The organism is Cytobacillus dafuensis (assembly GCF_007995155.1).
GTDB lineage: Bacteria > Bacillota > Bacilli > Bacillales > Cytobacillaceae > Cytobacillus > Cytobacillus dafuensis.
Map to the genome: position 1 here is coordinate 1,545,747 of NZ_CP042593.1, position 18,945 is coordinate 1,564,691.

An 18,945-nucleotide genomic window follows, 5' to 3' on the forward strand; every position below is an offset into this window, starting at 1 on the left:
CGAAGAATTTATTAAAGTGATTTTTTGAAAGGTGGAATTAGGGGTAATGAATGTAACGGATTTAGGTTTTTCTGTGTCATTAATTGACGCATATGATTTAGAAAAAGAGAAGAGAACTGGCTCATATGTTCTTCATGAAGAGGAACTAACTATTATTGAAACAAGTGCAAGTCCCTCCATTCCATTTATTTTAAAGGGATTAAAGGAACTGGGCGTTGACCCTTTACAAATTAAGAATATTATCGTAACTCATATTCATTTAGACCATGCTGGAGGGGTAGGATTATTTCTTAGAAGCTGTCCTAATGCAAAAGTTATTGTTCATCCACGAGGCGAGCGTCATCTAGCAGATCCTTCAAAGCTAATCCAAGGGGCAAAAGCAGTATATGGAGATAAATTTGATTCGCTTTTTGATCCAATTTTACCAGTACCAGAAGATCGACTTATCATTATGCAGGATGGAGATACACTGCAAATTGGGGAAAATCGCATTCTAACATTTATAGATACTCCAGGGCATGCCAAGCACCACTTTTCTATCTATGATTCATTTAGTAAAGGAGTATTTACAGGAGATACAATTGGCGTCCTCTATCCACAGCTTTTTGAAAAAGGTGTAGAATTAATACTTCCTTCAACCTCTCCAAATCAGTTTGATCCTGACGCCATGCTTGAATCAATGGAAAAAATCGCATCATTTGATATTGAACGAATATATTTTGGTCATTATGGGATGACATCAAATCCTCAGCATGTTTATGAACAATTAAAGTTTTGGCTCCCTAAATTTATGGCTGCGGGGGAAAAAGTTTGGTGCGAAAATCCAAATGCATCGTTTGAAGAAAAAAATGATTCTTTATTCAATCTTTTATTTGAGGAAATAATGAGTTACCTAACAGAAAAGAATATTTCTTTAGATGGAGATATATCGGACATTATTCAACTGGATTTAACGGTTGGATCAATGGGAATCATCGATTATTTGCTAAAGAAAAATCAATAAAATGAAAAAAAGTTTGTACTGGGTCTTCCTTTTATGAGGGAAGTCCTTTTTTTAAAACTTATTCATAAAATAATATTATAATAATATTAGAGTAAAATTAGAATGGAGGTATGATGTGGATATTCAAAAATTAATTAATCAAATCAATAATCGTACACCAACCATTCTTGGAAGTAAGAATTTCTCTAAATATGCGGTTTTGCTGCCCTTGGTTCAAGTTAAAGGTGAATATCATATTCTATTTGAAGTGAGATCTCTGCAATTAAGAAGGCAGCCTGGTGAGGTGTGTTTCCCAGGTGGAAGGGTGGATCATTCTGATGAGGATGAGCGGTATACTGCCGTGAGGGAAACATCAGAAGAGCTAGGGATAACAGAGAATAGCATTCATCATATTTCACAATTAGACTATATGATTTCTCCTTTTGGTACAATCATCTATCCATTCGTTGGCTTTATCAAGAATTATGAAGACATTCAAGTAAATCCAAGTGAAGTGGAGGAGATCTTCACAGTACCGCTCTCTTTTCTTTTACAATCCAAGCCTGAAATTTTTCAAGTTCGCTACAAGATCGAGCCAGAAAGGGATTTCCCATTTCATCATATTGCTGGCGGGGAAAAATATAACTGGCAATTGAGGAATATGGAAGAGTGTTTTTATTATTTTGAAGATAAGGTCATCTGGGGACTTACGGCAAAAATACTTAAGCATTTTATGGAAATGATAGAGGAAAGCGGAGAAGATTTGCCTTAAAATCTTCTCCGCTTTTTGCTAATACTTATAATTAAATTTCTTTAAGATTGCTTTCTTTCGGGATGTTCTAAATTTAAGCTATTGAGTTTTTTAAAGATTATCTCATAATTACTAATATCTCCGCTTTTTTCAAATACCCATAGAGCTCGTTTGTAAAGATCTAGAATTTCAAATGAATATGTTTGTTCAATTGCATAAAGAATTTCTGCTTTTTGATATAATAAATAGCCTAAAAGATAATAGGTTTCTACCTCCATACACATTTTTATTCCTTTTTTACAAAGGTTAAGTGCATGACTATGCTTATTTAAAATAAATGAGGCTCTTGATGAATTATAGAATAGTTTAATAAATATGGCTTGATCCTTTATGTAAGGTATCTTTTCCGCATAAATTAATATTTTTCCATAAAGGTTTTCTGCTAACTCCCATTTTTCAAGCTCACCAAAAAAAATAGCTTTACTAATTAATATATCCAACTCTCGTAATGAATAATTTTTTTCACACGTTTCTGAGAGCAGTAATGCCTCATTGATCAGTTTCAGTGCTTTTTCCTTGTTATTTTCGATGTAATTGACACATATGGATTCTCTCCACAAAAGGAATTGTTTAAGATGAGGACGTTTTTCGAAACTGGGATTATTCTTTTCTTTTTTAACTAATTGGTAGGCTTCTTCATATTGCTTTGCGCGGATCAATGCTGTCATTTGAGCACAAGCGTCATTAATATAGCTCATTCTTGGCAGCTCAGCATCAGAAAAGAAATATTCAATGGATACCCCTAGTCGTTGGCTTAATTGATAGAGTAATTGAGCAGAGAGATGAATCTCTTCATTTTTTTCTATTTTACTAATCAAGCCTTGGGTACAAATGCCATTTGCGAGTTCCTCCTGAGTCATATGCCAATACTTTCGCAAGTCTCGTATTTTCTTTCCAATCTCATAATCCATAATATTTCCTCCAAATTATGAAAAATATAAAATAGATAAACAAAGAATTAAGCCCAATAGATCCATTAATGAAACTAATAATCATACTTATTTCAATTCTGATATCATCTAAGGAAGGGATGGAAGGAAATGGGAAAACTATGTCGTTATATTATTTAGTTTTGGTTTAATGGGATATACATACAAAGGGAGATGTTAGAAACTCATGAGGTAGGACCTGTCCATAGAATGTCAGAAGCATGACAAAGAATATTCTGATTAAATTATCTCATGACAATGATTGTGAAGTAAATGGACTATATTTTGAACTTTTACAATAGCCGATTCTCTTAGTATATTAGGAGTCGGCTTTCTATTGTTTCTGCAGCAGCTAAAGTATAATAAAATAAAAAAACAGGATGTGTGGATATTGAGTAAAAGGATTGGTTTTATTGGAGCAGGAAAAATGGCGCAGGCCATTATTGGCGGCATTCTTAAATCAAATAATGTTGCTCCTGAGCAGTTGATGGCAAGCGCTGTTTCAAAAGAAACTGTAGATCATGTGAAAAAGAGGTTTGCTATTCAAGTAACAACAGAAAATAAACAAGTGGCAGAGCAAGCTGATATTCTATTTTTAGCTATTAAGCCAGATCTCCACTTTCACATAATTGAAGAAATAAAGGATTGGGTTAAACCTAATGCGATCATTATCACAATCGCTGCGGGAATTAGTTTGCAATTTCTTGAAGAGTCATTTGCTCGAAAAATAAAGGCCGTACGATCTATGCCTAATACTCCATCACTAATTGGTGAGGGGATGAGCGCGATTAGTGCAAATGATGCCGTAACAGAGGATGAGCTGGGTAAAATTGTACAGATTTTTTCGTGCTTTGGGAAGGTGGAAGTATTGAATGAAAAATTAATGGATGCAATTCCTGCAATTAGTGGCTCATCTCCTGCTTACGTTTATATGTTTATCGAGGCTTTAGCTGATGGGGGAGTTAAGAATGGACTTACAAGAAAACAGGCCTATACATTGGCTGCTCAAGCTGTTTTAGGGGCAGCGAAGATGGTTCTAGATACAGGAAAACATCCAGGAGAATTAAAGGACGAAGTATGTACACCTGGAGGGGCAACCATTGAAGCAGTAGCTGAGCTTGAGAAAACAGGGTTTCGCGCAGCTGTACTATCAGCAATGGAAAGTTGTTATCAGAAGACAAAATCACTTTCTTAAAAGATCAGAATTAACTTTAAAATTAGAAAAACTTGGCATTCGCCAAGTTTTTCTAATTTTAGGGATTGGATCGCCATCGATTGAAAGCTTTACGCTATCTGAAAATGAGACGGTGCAGCTCATTTTAGTTCTTAAGTAAAGTTTGATTAAGACCTGAGTATAGGTCTTTCATTTGGACAGTAACAATTTTAGCGCCAATCTGGACATGTACCATATTGTCAAAAACAGCTGTTACAAGGCCATTTAAGGATACATTTGAACCAATGTTTAAATCTCTTTTTTCATTTTTGTCCTTTTTGCTATCTGCCATCATTACACCATCCTATTCATGTAAAATTTTTTATTATTATAAAAAGAATATACCTTTTAATTGTAAAATAAACCCCGAAAATAAAAAAGTATTAAGTATGATAATAAATCGACAATATTCTGCATTAATCTGTCCGCAGGATTAGTTAAGAAAATGAAGGATTATCGAAAGAGGAAGTACATATTGAAGCATTAGGAACTTATTTTCTAGCCTAAGTCTTATGATCGGTATTGCAGCAATTGTCGCAATTACCCGGATGGTAGTAGGATTAGATGGAAAAGGGGTTATTTTTTTATAGAACAAATTTAAAAGATCAGCATAAAACATATAAACAAAGTGAAAGGAGGAAATTCCTTATAATTCCTACTTGACTAATAGGAATACAAGATATATATTTTTAACAATGAAATATTTTATGTTTAGGGAGGGATTTATTTATGACAACGTGGCTGGTTATACTAAATGTTGCTATTTTGTTAGTATTTATTATCGGTCTTATTTATATGCAAAAAAAACATATTTCATTTTCAAAGCGTGTATTTACCGCGTTAGGGCTTGGAATTGTTTTTGGCTTTGCTTTGCAGTTCATTTATGGACCAACAGATGAAGTCGTTGTAAAATCATCGGATTGGATTAATTTAGTTGGTGGAGGCTATGTTAAGTTCTTACAAATGATCGTCATGCCTCTAGTATTTATATCTATTTTATCTGCATTTACAAAATTAAAATTAAGCAATAATATTGGAAAAATTAGTACACTTATTATTGGATTGCTTATAGGTACAACTGCTATTGCAGCAGCAGTAGGAATAGCATCGGCCGTTGGGTTTAATTTAGAATCCATTCAAATTACACAAGGTGATGCTGAACTGGCTCGAGGAGATATGCTTGAGCAAAAAAATCTAGAGGTGGAGGGAAAAACCTTACCACAGCAAATGCTTGAATTGCTGCCATCCAATCCTTTTCTAGATTTAACAGGTGCAAGACCTACATCAACCATTTCAGTTGTCATCTTTTCGGCATTTTTAGGAATGGCTTACCTTGGGGTTAGAAGGAAATCGCCGGAACAAGCTGATCTATTTGCAAAAATTGTAGATGCCTTCTACACCATTATCATGAGAGTTGTTACAATCATTTTACGTTTGACGCCATACGGTGTTCTGGCTATTATGACCAGGACAGTTGCTACGAGTGATATTGACGCAATTTTGAAGCTCGGAAAATTTGTTCTTGCCTCATATGCTGCATTAATTGTTATGTTCTTAATTCATTTACTATTATTAACCATAGCAGGACTAAATCCGGTGACATATGTGAAAAAAGTATTTCCAGTACTGACATTTGCCTTTACATCTCGTACTAGTGCAGGTGCTCTTCCATTGAATATCAAGACACAGAAATCACTTGGTGTACCAGAAGGAATTGCAAACTTTGCAGGCTCATTTGGTCTTTCCATCGGGCAAAATGGTTGTGCAGGTATCTATCCTGCAATGCTTGCAGTTATGATTGCACCGACCGTTGGAATTGATCCATTATCTCCGTCATTTATTGCAACTGTCATTGCCGTTGTAGCGATTAGTTCCTTCGGTGTTGCGGGTGTAGGCGGTGGTGCGACATTTGCTGCCATATTAGTATTATCCGCTTTGAACTTGCCAGTCGCATTAGCAGGCTTGCTAATCTCCATTGAGCCTCTAATAGATATGGGACGTACTGCACTTAACGTAAGTGGTTCAATGACTTCAGGTATATTAACAAGCAGAATAACTGGTGAAATCGATTCAAATATCTATAATGATATGAAGGAAAAAATTGAAGCGGAAGCATAATAAAAAGACAAAAACCGACGAGTGCCAGGCACCTGTCGGTTTTTGTTTTTTGTAAAAGAATTAATGAGGCAAAAAGGCTAATTGATAAAAGAATAAAACAGCAAATAAATAAACTAAAGGATGGACTTCCCGCCATTTTCCCTTTACGACTTTCAAAAGTGGGTATGAGATGAAACCAAGTGCAATTCCTGTTGCAATACTTGATGTTAACGGCATACTTAAAATAATTAGGAATGCTGGGAATGCTTCATCGATCTCTCCCCATTTAATATTGGAAATACTCCCCATCATCAAGCTTCCTACTATGATAAGTGCAGGTGCAGTAATAGCAGAAATTCCAGAAACCGCACTAACCAATGGTCCGAAGAATGCAGATACAATAAATAGTCCAGCAACAGTTAATGATGTTAATCCTGTTCTGCCACCTGCTGCGACACCAGCAGATGATTCAATGAAAGCAGATGTAGGACTTGTTCCAAACATTGCACCGACAGTAGTAGCAATTGAATCAGAAAGCAATGCTTCTTTTGCTCTAGGCATTGTATTGCCTTTCATTAATCCTGCCTGCTGAGCTACCCCAATCATGGTTCCGGTCGTATCAAAAATTGTCACAAGCAAGAATGAAAAGACAACGGCATATAAACTATGGTGAATGACATCTCCAATTGCATCAATTGGATTAAGTACGATTAATCCATCTGGAAGAGATGGTAAAGACATAAAGCCTTGATCAAAAGAAAGCTGTCCTGTAAAGAACGCTATTAATCCTGTAATGATCATTCCAAAAAATAAGGCACCATTAATATTCAATGTCATTAGAATTAACGTAACTGCAAGGCCTACTAGTGCGAGAATGGCTGAAGGTGAATGGAGATCACCTAATGCAACAAGATTAGTAGGGTGACTTGTAATAATGCCTGACAGGCGAAGTCCGATAAAAGCTATAAATAAGCCAATACCTGCTGTGATCCCATGTTTTAAATTTTCAGGGATTGCTTCAATCAATTTTTTTCGAAATGGTGTTAAGGATAAAATAATAAAAATTAATCCTGCGATAAAAACGGCGGCAAAAGCAGTTTGATAGCTAATATTGCCATGAGTTCCTACTACGGAGTAGGCGAAATATGCATTTAAGCCCATACCAGGCGCGATGGCAATCGGATAATTAGCGAAGAGTGCCATCCAGAGTGTTCCAATAACCGAAGCGATAATCGTCGCTGTAAAGACCTGCTCAAACGGTACACCCGCATCAGATAAAATAACAGGGTTTACAACAACAATATAAACCATAGTTAAAAAGGTTGTAATCCCAGCAAGAACCTCAGTCTTAGCATTTGTATTGTTTTCCTTCAATTTAAACATTTATAAGTCCTCCGAATACGAACATTAAATTTCACATCCTATATAATATTCGTTTATAGGATAAAAAACAAGAGTTTATTCCTTATTATCTATTATACATGAGGAAATCATACTCCTAAGAGCGAAAGAAGATACCAAAAGGATAAAAAGCAAAGAAAAAGCTAAGAGCAGCATTAGTTACAGCTCTTAGCCCATCAATTTATATTTTTGCTTAATCCTTTGAATGATTGTACAGAAATGGTTTCGATAATATTAATCCAATAATATATATTATTAAGGCAAAATAAGCCGGGAGAAGATGTATGAATGTTGTGTAGCCAATAATAAAGTGTGTGAAAATACCAGCTGAGAAGGCAGGAATGCCTCCAATTAGGAAAGTCTTCCATACCCAATTTGCGCCTTGCTGAAATCCCCATAAGGCGGTCATAAGGACAAGTAAACCTACGCTGAGCAATGCGCTGCCAAAACCAGCTCGATCATGTGCAATAACAGGAATAAGATTGCTATTTATATTATTAATTACCTTAGGAGGAATACATATATATCCGATATCTGTTGATACAAAAATACTCGTCGTACCAATGGTTGAAATAACAATTCCTCCTATGACAAATGAAAATCCAAGGATAACAAAGCAAAGCTGCCCCCAAATGACCTTTTTCCATGCGAACGTATTCCTTCGATTTTTTGAAAGAGGGGAGTGAATGGCCGTTTTTGTTTGGAATACTCCCCATAGAAAAAAGGGAAGAAGGACAATCCAAAATATCCCATGCAGCCAATCAAAGTAACCATATCCAATAAAAAGTAGAATTCCTAAAAATCCAGTAATAGCAGCGATATTAATTGCTTTTCTTGCCCAATGCATACCGAATCTGACCCCATTTTTTGCTAGCTGCATATAAATAATAGCTCCAGAAATCATGGTGCCAGCAAGGGTCATTCTGTCATGTGACATAAATTTTAGCAAATTCGGATTTAAAGCAAATAATTCTTCCTTTTTTATTAATAAAAATGCTTCATCATACGGAAGAATGATTCTTGTCATGCTGAAAGCTAATGCCAGCAAACCTCCGCATAAAATAATGAATCCAAATAGCCAATACCATTTCCAGCCTTGCAGTTCAATCAAGTCATCTTCTTTTGACAAAGAATCTAACAACGCCTCGTTAATTCTTTTCGGGAGACCAGGTCCTGACGAAACATAGCCATCGGTTAGCATGACAAGGTCTGCACCGTTTTCAAATAATTTTAAAGCATCTTCTGGTTCATAAACCCCACCCGAAACAATCTTGGGTACTTTCCCAAGTCCAAATTCATTAAGCTGAATTAAGGAATCAACTAATTCAGCTGTAGAATGACTATTTGCTTCATCAATCAATATTCCTTTTATTGCTTCGGTATAAAAAAATGGTCGGTATTCACGTAGCATCTCTTGCATAATATGATGAGAAATGGCAAGTACTATCGGTTTTTCACAATCTGTTGCTAATTGCTCAATCAAATCAATGTTATCCTTAAACTGACCCCATTCAACAATAAATACATCAGCAAAGGGCTGAAGATGCTTGGTAAGCTTTAAGATATCTTCAGGATCATTTTGCTCTATATTTAAACGGATAAAAATAGGAGTACGAGCCTTATGCTTTTTAAGCATGATAAGTGTTTTTTCAATTCCAATTGACTCGAGCGGATTTGGGAAGTCAATTGCTTGAGTTCTTTTATTAAATGTCGCTTTTTCTGAAGAGGCATTCTTAAATAAGGATACCGGGCCCACTTCAATAAACCCAAATCCAAGATAAGAAAAAGCTGTTGTTCCAGATAAATTAGGATCTATTTTTCCACTTAAACCAACTGGACTCGAAAAGGAACTGCTAAATAAGCTTTTTTTTAATTTTGTAGAGGGCTCCATATGGCCTAAAAATTCAATCAATTGTTTTCCGCCCGGTATGATTACAATGGAATTCATTCCCCGGTGAATGAATTCTCTGCCAAAGGCACCTGGAAGAATTGAAAGCCAAGGCTTAAATAAGGGGTGGTAGGACCAATCAGGCAAAATGATAACCTCCCACAATGATTATTTACCTCTATTTTATTAGTAAAATTGTGCCTTCGCCAAGTCCTTTTTGGGGAATGACTTAGTTTTACTTATGCGATATTATAAGCAAAATAATATCATACCTATTTATTCACTTTAGGCGATAACAAACTTAAACTTTCCGATTAGTCAAGAAAGAGAAATGAATAGAAGAGGAAAAAATCTAAAAAAGGGTTTTAAGAAGGTGACAGCAGTCCACCTTCTTAAAACCCTTTAAAATTTTATTAAAAAAATGCATTTAACAGTAAATAAATTAATCCTGCAATTGTTGCAGATATTGGTAATGTAATGACCCATGTTATAAGCATTCTTTGAGCGGTACCCCATTTTACACCTTTCAGACGATGAGCTGAACCGACACCTAAAATAGAAGAAGAAATGACATGTGTAGTACTAACTGGTAAATGAATAAATGTAGCACCGAAAATAATCATTGCTCCACTTAAATCAGCAGCCACTCCATTTATAGGTCGAATTTTCATAATTTTTCCGCCAACGGTTTTAATAATTTTCCAACCACCGACAGATGTACCAAGTCCCATTGCGAGTGCGCAGGAGAATTGTACCCAGAGCGGGATATCTGTACTTGTTGCATAACCGTTTGCGATTAAGGCCATTGTGATGATTCCCATTGCTTTTTGAGCATCGTTCGTTCCATGTGTATAGGCTTGTAAAGCAGCAGTAAAAATTTGTAGTATACGGAAATTTCGATTTGTTTTTGTTAAGTTATTATTTTTGAATACTACTTTAAAAATGCTATAAATAATATATCCAACAACAAAAGCAATTATTGGAGAAAAAATGAGTGCCTGCAGGATTTTAAGGAATCCCGAATAATTTAGGGCTGAAAAACCAGCTGCAGCAATAGCAGCACCGGCAATTGATCCAATAATCGCATGGGAGGAACTGCTCGGAATCCCATAATACCATGTGATTAAATTCCAAAAGATGGCAGCGATAAGAGCAGCAAAAATCACTAATGATCCGTTTTGCAATGTAAACGGATCGACAATATCCTTTGTAATGGTTTTAGCAACCCCTGTAAAAGTCATTGCTCCAAGAAAGTTCATGACTGCAGCCAAAATAATAGCATGTCTAGGCTTTAGTGCTTTCGTTGAAACAGCTGTAGCGATTGCATTAGCTGTATCATGGAAACCGTTTATAAAATCAAATGCTAAGGCTCCGATGACGATTAAGATTGTAATAATTAATACTCCATCCATTTGCTTTTCGGCTCCTTATGCGTTTTTCATTATGATGGTTTCCAGTGTATTTGCGACACTTTGGCAGCTATCCGCTATATCTTCAAGATTTTCGTATATTTCCTTATATTGAATAATTCGAATGGGATCCTTTTCAATTGAGAACAGATGTTTAATGGACTGGCGAAGTACATTATCACATTTAGATTCATAATCCTTAATCTTTATGGCATGATCACGGATATTTAATAATTTTTTACTTGAAAGAAGCTCAATAGATTTAACAATTTCATCAGAGCAATTTTTAATTGCATCCACAAATTTAAGCATAAAATCATCTGCTTGTGTAATCGAATACATTTCGAAAAGTGCCGCACAGTGCTCGATACCGTCTAAAACATCGTCTAAGCTCATTGCTAGATGTAGAATATCTTCACGCTCAATTGGAGTGATAAATGCGTTATTTAACTCTTTAATCACTTCGTGGACAAATGTGTCACCCTTCGTTTCATAATTCTTCATTGTCTCAGAAAATATTTTTAAATCACTAACATTCTTTAGCTTATAATCTGCGAAATAGTGTGCTCCTTCTTTCATGTTTAGTGCAATTTCACTTAATAATGTATTAAACTTGTCTTTCTTTTTGAAAACCATTGTATACCCTCCATCAAAAAAATTTCATCCAAACGAAATAATTTTATACGAAAATCGTCGAATAAGATAGTTTTATCTATTAAAATGAAAAAAAACTTTCAATTTATTATGTGTAAATTTCTTTAGGATATGTTTTCAATATAAGGAATGGGAAAATCTTAATTTGTGAAATATGTCACAATATATTCGAAACTGCCTCAAATTTTATAATAACTTTAATACTATAATCATTATTGATGGAAATAAAGTAAATATTCTCCATTAATTCCATTGATTACAGTTTGGTTAGGGGGAAGTACGGATGAAAAAAGCATACGCAGTTTTATTAATTGTAGTACTTTCTATTCTAGGTGCTTGCAGCAATAATGAGGAAACAGCTGCACCAGAGGATAAGAAAAATGTTAAAGAAGAAGTGATTGATAAGGAGCTTGAAGAAGCAAAAGCAAAATTTGAAGTCCTCGGCGATATTCCCGTTCCAGCGGATAATACCATGACAGATGAAAAAATTGAATTAGGAAAGAAGCTATACTTTGATCCACGTTTATCAGGAAATAATGTTCAAAGCTGTATGTCATGTCATGCTCCGGGAGCGGGTTATGGAGATGGGATGGCGAAGTTTATAGGCTTTGAAGGATTCAATGGCCCTAGAAATAGCCCGACGATTATCAATTCAGGTTATTATGATGAGAATTTCTGGGATGGCAGGGCAGGAAGCCTAGAGGAGCAAGCTCTAGGACCGATTCAGTCTGAAGTTGAAATGAATCAAAATCTTGATGAATTGGTGATCGAGCTAAATGGTGTTCCTACCTATGTTGAAGAATTTAACAAGGTTTTTAACGATAAAATATCGGCAGACAATATTGCCAAAGCAATAGCTGCATTCGAAAGGACAATCGTTATTGCTGATACAGCATTCGATCGATATCTTCAAGGGGAAGAGGATGCAATTAGTGCAGATGCTAAGGACGGAATGAAGCTATTCGCTGGAGAGGCAGGCTGTATTTCTTGTCATGCAGGTCCTCTTTTATCTGACCAAAATTATCATAACTTAGGCATGAGCGGTGATGATGGACGTTTTGCAGTGACAGGTAATGAAGAGGATAAAGGAAAATTCAGAACATCTGCTTTAAGAGGTGTTGCTCATACTTCACCATATATGCATGATGGCAGTCTTGAAACATTAAAGGATGTCGTTCAGTATTATAATGAAGGTGGAGGGAATCATTCAAATAAGAGTGAATTAATGAAACCACTTAACTTAACGGATCGTGAAGTTGATTCTCTTGTAGGTTTTTTAGAAAGCTTAAGTGGAGAATTGCCAAAGGCAGAGACCCCGAAAATCCCATAAGAAAATCGAAATCAAAGATAAACGGTTACCTGAAGAGGTAGCCGTTTTGTTTTGAGCGATAAGCGATAAAGCTCGAAAAATGGTGTTATTAATTTTCCGGTAGTGGGTAAATTATTTCTAGAGTGAGTCTAAATCAGGAATTCCCAAAAAATAGATTAAATATTTTTTGTATGAAAGGAAAAAAACGAGAAAAACTATTATTAAAACAGCAAGGAGTGATTCAATGTTTACCTTTTTATGGTCATTAATTATAGGTGGAATTATAGGTTGGATTGCAGGCATGATTGTAGGGCGTGATATACCTGGTGGTGTTTTTGGTAATATTATTGCAGGATTTGTCGGAGCTTGGTTAGGTGCTTTAATCTTTGGAAATTGGGGTCCAGATATTGCTGGTTTTGCAATTATTCCTGCCTTAATCGGTGCAGTACTGCTTGTTTTCCTACTAAGCCTCATCATGAAATCCTTCAGAAAAACAACTGATTGACAGAAAAGCGAAAGCTGCAGCTAGACAATAAGAAAAGCGAAAGAACTAATGAAAGCCTTCCAAATCGGAAGGCTTTCATTAGTTTAAAGCTCTTCGGGCAAAACTTGCAGATAATTAGTTAGTTTAAAGGATGTATGACTCTCCTCTTTCGGAAGATTAGTAAAACAGCTTATTTTTTCCATTGTAAATGGATGAGGAATTTCAAGTTTTACCGCATGTAAGGCTTGGCGATTAAAAATTGGTTGTCCGCCATATAAAAGGTCACCTGCTAAGGGATGTCCAATATGGCTTAAATGGACACGAATTTGATGTGTACGGCCAGTATCCAGCTGGCATTTTAGCAAAGATAAATTTTGTTTTGGATATGATTTAATTAATTCATAATGGGTAATAGCTGGCTGACCGCTCTGAGAAACTCTGCGCCTCGTCGGATGATGACGATCACGGCCTATTGGCTCATGAATAGAGCCCTTCTTCGTCTTAATCTTACCATGCACAAGGGCTAGATAGGTCCTTTTAATGATTCTCTCCTCAAGCATCTTATCCAATATACTCCCTGCAAGGGCATGCTTCGCAAATAGAACGGCTCCAGTTGTATCACGGTCTAAGCGATGAACATGCTTAATTTTCCGAAATTCGCCCTGTGCCTGTAAATGAAAGGCAGCTGCATTTGATAATGTATTTGTTTGCTCAGGCTCATTAGGATGAGTATCCATATTTGCAGGCTTATTAAAAACAATCATATGGTCATCTTCATATAGAATTTCCACCTCTGCATATTCAGGAATTACACCAAAATCTTCATCAAGGAATAACCTTAATTGCAGCCTGTCTCCTGGTTGGAGGGGATTATTCCAATTGATGAACTCTCCATTTACCTTTATTTGTTTTTCCATTCTCATCGTATGAATTTGCTTTTTAGATGCTTTCCATACATTTCTCATAATGAAATCTATTGTTAACCCATCCCAATCAAGCGGAATGGTTAATTCATACCATTCTCCAAACCTTTTTGTTTGCATCGTACTATTCTCCTTAATAAATGTAAAAAGTATGCCATTTGTATTTTATTACCACCCTGAATGACCTAGTTAGTATGATATTCTTATCATATATATATTACAAACTGATTACAGAAAAGATAAAGTTCAACTAATAATCAGTGGGGGATATACAGCCCGTTAATCTGCGAAAAAAGGTGGTTTTAAGGTGAAAGTCGTCTTTGCATCAACTCCTGAACAAGAACAGGAAATCAAGGAACTCGTTCAATACGTATATTCGAATATATTTCCTCTTTATTTTTTAGATGAGGATATAAAGGAATATGAGCGCCTGAAGATTTTACATACTACGACAAGACATTTTGAATACTTTGGAACTCTAAAAGAAGCATATCAGGTTATCGGTAGCTTGCAAACAATAATAGCGATTCTGAAATCCCAAAATCTAGACGCAAGGTATGAAAGCATGTTCGAAAATAATGTTCAAATCTTAAAAGATTTCGGACTTTCTTTTCCATTTTCATTTAGCCATTTTTTTGGAGTAAGAATGGCTAAGGATGAAATTATGAGTCTGTACATTAAAGCAGCAAATCAATTACTAATATAGTTATAAAAATGGGTTGACCCAAAAGCAAAGGTGCCAGGCACATGCCTGACACCTTTGCTTTTGGGTCAATCCCTTCTTCTGTTTTGAATACTTATTTGCTGTTTTCATTAAACCATTTTTTAAATACTTCTTCATCTTGATAACCGGTAATTCTCTCTACCTCTTCACCATCTTTATATTGGACAATTGTTGGTGTTTCAGTAATTCCGTATTTGTCCCACCCGTTTTCAAATTCCAGTAAGTTATATTGAACAAGATCTACTTTCATCTCTTTTGCCAGAGGAGCTACAACCGGAGTTGTTCTTTGGCAGTGAGAGCAAGTAGGACTGTAAAAATAGACAGTAACATCCTCTTTATTATCTAATTTTTCTTTTAATTCATCTGGAAGAATCAGATTTTGATAATTTGGGTCATCAAGCTGTTTAATCGTTTCTGGATGAAGTGCATCTTTGCCATATGGATTTTTTTCTGAAACTTTTTCTTCATTTTGCATCTTTGTTAGTATTCCAATAGCTGCGAAGAGAATGACAATAATTCCAAGAAATATAATTACTTTTTTCATCTTATTTAACCTCTCTTGTTTTTTTCCAAAGTAAATAACTGCAAATAAATATTATAATAAAGGCAGTCAATGCTAGAAAGGGAATTGTAATAAACCCTAACCAATTAATATATTGACCAGTACATGGAACCCTGCCGCAGGAAGCAGCGTGATCCGCTAAAAATGGAATCTTTTGGATCGAATAATGGTAAAGTGAAATACAAGCACCAATGGCAGATAGAATCATTGTATAGAGGCTGATTCGATAATCCTTTCGAATAACCGCAATCCCTAATATAATAACAAAGGGGTACATGACAATTCGCTGGTACCAGCAAAGTGTGCAAGGCTCGTATTGACGAATCTCTGAAAAATAAAGGCTTCCGAACATAGCAATGACAGATGCAGCCCATGAAATAAAAAGTATAGATTCACGATTATCTTTATTTGCTTTTTCCATAATGCACTCCTTATCATATCATTTCTTTGAAAAACTTGTCGCGTAACTTAGCGGCGAAATGTACATAGTAAAGAAAATTATAGAGTGACTTGTTCTACTTTGTAAATTATTTATAACAGATTTTCATTGTTTGTTCTATATTTCGTCATGTTTTTGTCATTAGTAATTCCACTAATAAATATTTTAAGGAAATCGTAAATGTATTTCAATTATTTGTTCGATAGGACTATATGGAATGTTCTAAACTGTTTACGATAATAGCGAAAAGGTATAATATCTATTGTAGTCAAGGCTAAACCATTATTTTGTCATAAAAGCACATACAATATAAAAAGGATATAACTATTTTCTATCGAATTAATTTTTAGTAGTATTGACTGTATTGGGAGGGAATCGAATGAATTGGAAAATAAAAGCCGAACGTTGGCTTCAAAATGAATATTTAGATCAACATTTACAAGAGGAATTGCACTCCTTAAAAAAGGATGAAAAGAGACTTGAAGATGCTTTTTATAAAGATTTAGAGTTTGGAACTGGCGGAATGCGCGGGGAACTCGGAGCTGGAACAAATCGGATGAATATTTACACTGTGCGAAAAGCCTCCGCAGGATTAGCTGCATACATAGAAGAGAATGGGCTAGAAGCAAAGAAGCAAGGAGTTGTTATAGCATATGATTCCCGGCATATGTCACCTGAATTTGCGATGGAGGCAGCGAAAACACTTGCGACTAAAGGTATTCAAACATATGTTTTTAAAGAATTACGTCCTACCCCAGAATTATCCTTTGCTGTACGTGATTTAAAGGCATTTTCCGGTATTGTTATAACAGCAAGCCATAATCCACCAGAATATAACGGATTTAAGGTGTATGGAGCTGATGGGTCTCAGCTTCCTCCAAGTGTAGCGGATATTGTTATTTCAAAAGTGAATGAAATTGAAAATGAACTTTTGATTAATGTGATGGAGGAAGAAGCATTAAAGAAGCAGGGATTAATCAAAATGATTGGGGAAGAGGTTGACAGTAAGTATTTGAATCAGCTCGTTACGATTTCGGAGAATCCTTCTCTTGGTAATGAAGTAGATCTTTCAATCGTTTTCACACCATTGCATGGAACAGCAAATAAACCGGTAAGGAATGCGTTACAAGCATTAAACTACAAACATGTTCATGTAGTTAAAGAACAAGAACTTCCTGATCCTGAATTTTCCACTGTAAAGAGTCCGAATCCAGAGGAAAAATCAGCTTTTGAGCTGGCGATTAAGGTAGGAGACGAGAAGAATGCAGATTTGTTAATTGCTACAGATCCAGATGCGGATAGACTAGGAATTGCCGTACGTAATCTAGCTGGAGAATTCGTGCTTTTAACTGGAAACCAGACAGGTGCATTACTTCTTCATTATATTTTGTCACAGAAAAAAGAAAAAAATAGCCTACCAGAAAACGGAATTATCTTAAAAACGATTGTTACATCTGAGTTAGGAAGAAAAATCGCCTCCTCATTCGGTGTTGAAACAGTTGATGTCTTGACAGGGTTTAAATTTATTGCTGAAAAAATGAAGGAATACGATACTACAAGGGAATATCAATTTTTATTTGGTTACGAAGAAAGCTATGGCTATTTAATTGGAGATTTTGCACGGGATAAGGATGCTGTTCAAGCTGCCGTATTAGCTGCAGAGGCTGCTGCTTATTATAAGAAAAAAGGTATGTCCTTATACGAAGGTTTAATTGCCCTTTTTGATCAGTATGGCTATTTCCTTGAAGACCTCCAATCATTAACACTTAGAGGAAAGACTGGTGCTGAGACAATCCAAAAAATATTAGCCTCCTTCCGTTCGGCTCCATTACAACAGCTAAGTGAAATTAAGGTTATTGCCGTAGAGGATTATTTAACGAGTGTACGAAGTGAAAGCAATGGAATAGAAAAATCAATTGACCTTCCAAAATCAAATGTAATAAAATACTTTTTTGAAGACGGAACTTGGGTTTGCTTAAGGCCATCAGGTACTGAGCCAAAAATTAAATTTTATTTTGGGATCAATGGAATAACTTTTGAAGATAGTAAACAGAAATTAACTGCGATTAAAGATGATTTCATGTCCATTGTTGAACAAAAAATGAGCTCTTCTTCTGTAAAATAAGAGGAAAGGATTTGCGAAGGAAGTAATAATTGATTTCGCAAACCAAATGACATCATGAAAAACGAAAGGATGAAATATTTTGTTAAAAGGACAAGTTGCAATCGTTACAGGTGCATCAAGAGGGATTGGCAAAGAAATCGCTTTAAAGCTTGCTAAACAGGGGATGAAGCTTGCTATTGTAGGCAGCTCTAACAGTATTTTTCAATCAGCTGAAGAATTAAAGCAAAAGGGATATAATGATGTGATTGCCATTCAAGCTGATGTTACGCTTGAGGATCAAGTAAATACAGTCATTGAAAAAGCTTTAAATGAATATAAGCAAATTGATCTCCTTGTCAATAATGCAGGTGTAGGCTTCTTTAAAAAGGTTGAAGAAACGACGCTGGATGAATGGAGAAAGGTCTTCGATGTAAATGTTCAAGGAGTATTCCTTGGAGCTAAGGCTGTTCTTCCGCATATGAAAGAACGCAAATCGGGAACGATTATTACGATTTCATCAGATGTAGCTAGATACACGATCCCAAATGGCTCTGCTTATACAGCAACAAAATATGCTGTTCAAGGCTTCTCGGGTTCATTGGCACAGGAAGTTAGAGAATTTGGAATTAGAGTAGGAACGATCAATCCTGGAATGGTTGATACATACTTTGCAGAATCACAGCAAGGGCTTGAGGAGAAAAAAGACTGGCTTAAAGTGGAAGATATCGCAAATGCGGTTGTATATATGGCGTCCGCTCCAAGCCATATGATGATCGACGAAATTGTCCTCCATCCTTTTGTACAAAATTATCCGATTGCATAAGAAAAGTGAAGTCGCAGCTTATCGCGTTTTTATGAACTATTAATAAAGCACTGAAGAGAAATTACTCTTTTGTGCTTTTTTTCTTGTCTATGCTCCCGTTGTCTAGTCAATCCATCAAAAAGTTTAAGACTTTAGTTGTACAGTATCTCATTCTATTTGCTAAGGCTTATATAAAGGTAAAGTATTATAATAA

At 35.6% G+C, this 18,945-nt stretch carries 18 protein-coding genes; 9 read left to right on the top strand and 9 right to left on the bottom strand.

Annotation, left to right across the window (positions count from 1 at the left end; genetic code table 11):
- Positions 1–46 precede the first annotated feature (46 nt).
- Both FSZ17_RS07285 and FSZ17_RS07290 read left to right on the top strand, forming a co-directional pair.
- Entirely contained in the window at positions 47–1,003 is a 957-nt protein-coding gene (locus FSZ17_RS07285) for an MBL fold metallo-hydrolase (RefSeq protein ID WP_057774702.1), read from the top strand.
- Positions 1,004–1,118: 115 nt separating this feature from the next.
- Positions 1,119–1,754, top strand: a complete 636-nt coding sequence (locus FSZ17_RS07290; protein ID WP_057774699.1) for an NUDIX hydrolase — start codon at positions 1,119–1,121, stop codon at positions 1,752–1,754.
- Positions 1,755–1,795: 41 nt separating this feature from the next.
- On the opposite strand, the gene FSZ17_RS07295 is transcribed toward FSZ17_RS07290, so the two are convergent.
- Positions 1,796–2,704, bottom strand: coding sequence for a helix-turn-helix domain-containing protein (locus FSZ17_RS07295; protein WP_057774696.1), 909 nt, complete (start codon positions 2,702–2,704; stop codon positions 1,796–1,798).
- Positions 2,705–3,113: 409 nt separating this feature from the next.
- Between FSZ17_RS07295 and proC the strand changes: the two genes are divergently transcribed.
- Positions 3,114–3,917, top strand: coding sequence for a pyrroline-5-carboxylate reductase (gene proC, locus FSZ17_RS07300; RefSeq protein ID WP_057774876.1), 804 nt, complete (start codon positions 3,114–3,116; stop codon positions 3,915–3,917).
- Between the two features lie 124 nt (positions 3,918–4,041).
- Here the strand turns inward: proC and FSZ17_RS07305 are convergent, their stop codons facing one another.
- The gene (locus FSZ17_RS07305) at positions 4,042–4,230 is read right to left on the bottom strand and encodes a hypothetical protein (RefSeq protein WP_228460299.1); all 189 of its coding nucleotides are present in this window, start codon (positions 4,228–4,230) and stop codon (positions 4,042–4,044) included.
- Positions 4,231–4,664: 434 nt separating this feature from the next.
- On the opposite strand from FSZ17_RS07305, the gene FSZ17_RS07310 reads away from it, so the two are divergent.
- Positions 4,665–6,053 carry an L-cystine transporter gene (locus FSZ17_RS07310; RefSeq protein WP_057774691.1) on the top strand — a complete coding sequence of 463 codons (1,389 nt, stop codon included), beginning with the start codon at positions 4,665–4,667 and terminating at the stop codon, positions 6,051–6,053.
- Positions 6,054–6,113: 60 nt separating this feature from the next.
- Here FSZ17_RS07310 and FSZ17_RS07315 read toward each other — a convergent pair whose 3' ends face one another.
- The 4 genes from FSZ17_RS07315 to FSZ17_RS07330 form a co-directional block, all read right to left on the bottom strand.
- Positions 6,114–7,415 carry an NCS2 family permease gene (locus FSZ17_RS07315; RefSeq protein WP_057774688.1) on the bottom strand — a complete coding sequence of 434 codons (1,302 nt, stop codon included), beginning with the start codon at positions 7,413–7,415 and terminating at the stop codon, positions 6,114–6,116.
- A gap of 211 nt (positions 7,416–7,626) precedes the next feature.
- A complete protein-coding gene (locus FSZ17_RS07320) occupies positions 7,627–9,468 on the bottom strand; it encodes a dihydroorotate dehydrogenase (protein WP_057774685.1) in 1,842 nt (613 codons plus the stop codon).
- Positions 9,469–9,734: 266 nt separating this feature from the next.
- On the bottom strand, positions 9,735–10,733 hold the full coding sequence (locus FSZ17_RS07325) for an inorganic phosphate transporter (RefSeq protein WP_057774683.1): 999 nt from the start codon (positions 10,731–10,733) through the stop codon (positions 9,735–9,737).
- Between the two features lie 15 nt (positions 10,734–10,748).
- Positions 10,749–11,366 (bottom strand): DUF47 domain-containing protein, encoded by a 618-nt coding sequence (locus FSZ17_RS07330; protein WP_057774680.1) that lies wholly within the window; start codon positions 11,364–11,366, stop codon positions 10,749–10,751.
- A 301-nt stretch (positions 11,367–11,667) separates the two neighbouring features.
- Here FSZ17_RS07330 and FSZ17_RS07335 point away from each other — a divergent pair, with 301 nt between their 5' ends.
- Together FSZ17_RS07335 and FSZ17_RS07340 are read left to right on the top strand one after the other, a co-directional pair.
- Complete coding sequence (locus FSZ17_RS07335) at positions 11,668–12,714, top strand: cytochrome-c peroxidase (RefSeq protein WP_057774677.1); 1,047 nt, start codon at positions 11,668–11,670, stop codon at positions 12,712–12,714.
- 223 nt (positions 12,715–12,937) lie between these two features.
- Complete coding sequence (locus FSZ17_RS07340; protein ID WP_057774673.1) at positions 12,938–13,198, top strand: GlsB/YeaQ/YmgE family stress response membrane protein; 261 nt, start codon at positions 12,938–12,940, stop codon at positions 13,196–13,198.
- A gap of 83 nt (positions 13,199–13,281) precedes the next feature.
- On the opposite strand, the gene FSZ17_RS07345 is transcribed toward FSZ17_RS07340, so the two are convergent.
- Complete coding sequence (locus FSZ17_RS07345) at positions 13,282–14,220, bottom strand: RluA family pseudouridine synthase (RefSeq protein ID WP_057774670.1); 939 nt, start codon at positions 14,218–14,220, stop codon at positions 13,282–13,284.
- A 187-nt stretch (positions 14,221–14,407) separates the two neighbouring features.
- Here FSZ17_RS07345 and FSZ17_RS07350 point away from each other — a divergent pair, with 187 nt between their 5' ends.
- The gene (locus FSZ17_RS07350; protein WP_057774668.1) at positions 14,408–14,806 is read left to right on the top strand and encodes a YhcU family protein; all 399 of its coding nucleotides are present in this window, start codon (positions 14,408–14,410) and stop codon (positions 14,804–14,806) included.
- 91 nt (positions 14,807–14,897) lie between these two features.
- Here the strand turns inward: FSZ17_RS07350 and FSZ17_RS07355 are convergent, their stop codons facing one another.
- Both FSZ17_RS07355 and FSZ17_RS07360 read right to left on the bottom strand, forming a co-directional pair.
- Positions 14,898–15,368, bottom strand: coding sequence for a thioredoxin family protein (locus FSZ17_RS07355; RefSeq protein ID WP_057774665.1), 471 nt, complete (start codon positions 15,366–15,368; stop codon positions 14,898–14,900).
- A gap of 1 nt (position 15,369) precedes the next feature.
- Positions 15,370–15,807: a disulfide oxidoreductase gene (locus tag FSZ17_RS07360; RefSeq protein WP_057774662.1), complete on the bottom strand. Its 438-nt coding sequence runs from the start codon at positions 15,805–15,807 to the stop codon at positions 15,370–15,372.
- 397 nt (positions 15,808–16,204) lie between these two features.
- On the opposite strand from FSZ17_RS07360, the gene FSZ17_RS07365 reads away from it, so the two are divergent.
- Both FSZ17_RS07365 and FSZ17_RS07370 read left to right on the top strand, forming a co-directional pair.
- A complete protein-coding gene (locus FSZ17_RS07365) occupies positions 16,205–17,950 on the top strand; it encodes a phospho-sugar mutase (protein WP_057774657.1) in 1,746 nt (581 codons plus the stop codon).
- Between the two features lie 79 nt (positions 17,951–18,029).
- The gene (locus FSZ17_RS07370) at positions 18,030–18,752 is read left to right on the top strand and encodes an SDR family oxidoreductase (protein WP_057774654.1); all 723 of its coding nucleotides are present in this window, start codon (positions 18,030–18,032) and stop codon (positions 18,750–18,752) included.
- Positions 18,753–18,945: the final 193 nt, after the last annotated feature.

Coding starts and splice junctions, on each gene's coding strand:
- FSZ17_RS07325 (WP_057774683.1), bottom strand. CDS start 10,733: ATGGATGGAGTATTAATTATTACAATCTTAATCGTCATCGGAGCCTTA.
- FSZ17_RS07295 (WP_057774696.1), bottom strand. CDS start 2,704: ATGGATTATGAGATTGGAAAGAAAATACGAGACTTGCGAAAGTATTGG.
- FSZ17_RS07305 (WP_228460299.1), bottom strand. CDS start 4,230: ATGATGGCAGATAGCAAAAAGGACAAAAATGAAAAAAGAGATTTAAAC.
- FSZ17_RS07310 (WP_057774691.1), top strand. CDS start 4,665: ATGACAACGTGGCTGGTTATACTAAATGTTGCTATTTTGTTAGTATTT.
- FSZ17_RS07285 (WP_057774702.1), top strand. CDS start 47: ATGAATGTAACGGATTTAGGTTTTTCTGTGTCATTAATTGACGCATAT.
- FSZ17_RS07340 (WP_057774673.1), top strand. CDS start 12,938: ATGTTTACCTTTTTATGGTCATTAATTATAGGTGGAATTATAGGTTGG.
- FSZ17_RS07315 (WP_057774688.1), bottom strand. CDS start 7,415: ATGTTTAAATTGAAGGAAAACAATACAAATGCTAAGACTGAGGTTCTT.
- FSZ17_RS07355 (WP_057774665.1), bottom strand. CDS start 15,368: ATGAAAAAAGTAATTATATTTCTTGGAATTATTGTCATTCTCTTCGCA.
- FSZ17_RS07330 (WP_057774680.1), bottom strand. CDS start 11,366: ATGGTTTTCAAAAAGAAAGACAAGTTTAATACATTATTAAGTGAAATT.
- FSZ17_RS07365 (WP_057774657.1), top strand. CDS start 16,205: ATGAATTGGAAAATAAAAGCCGAACGTTGGCTTCAAAATGAATATTTA.
- FSZ17_RS07360 (WP_057774662.1), bottom strand. CDS start 15,807: ATGGAAAAAGCAAATAAAGATAATCGTGAATCTATACTTTTTATTTCA.
- FSZ17_RS07335 (WP_057774677.1), top strand. CDS start 11,668: ATGAAAAAAGCATACGCAGTTTTATTAATTGTAGTACTTTCTATTCTA.
- FSZ17_RS07345 (WP_057774670.1), bottom strand. CDS start 14,220: ATGCAAACAAAAAGGTTTGGAGAATGGTATGAATTAACCATTCCGCTT.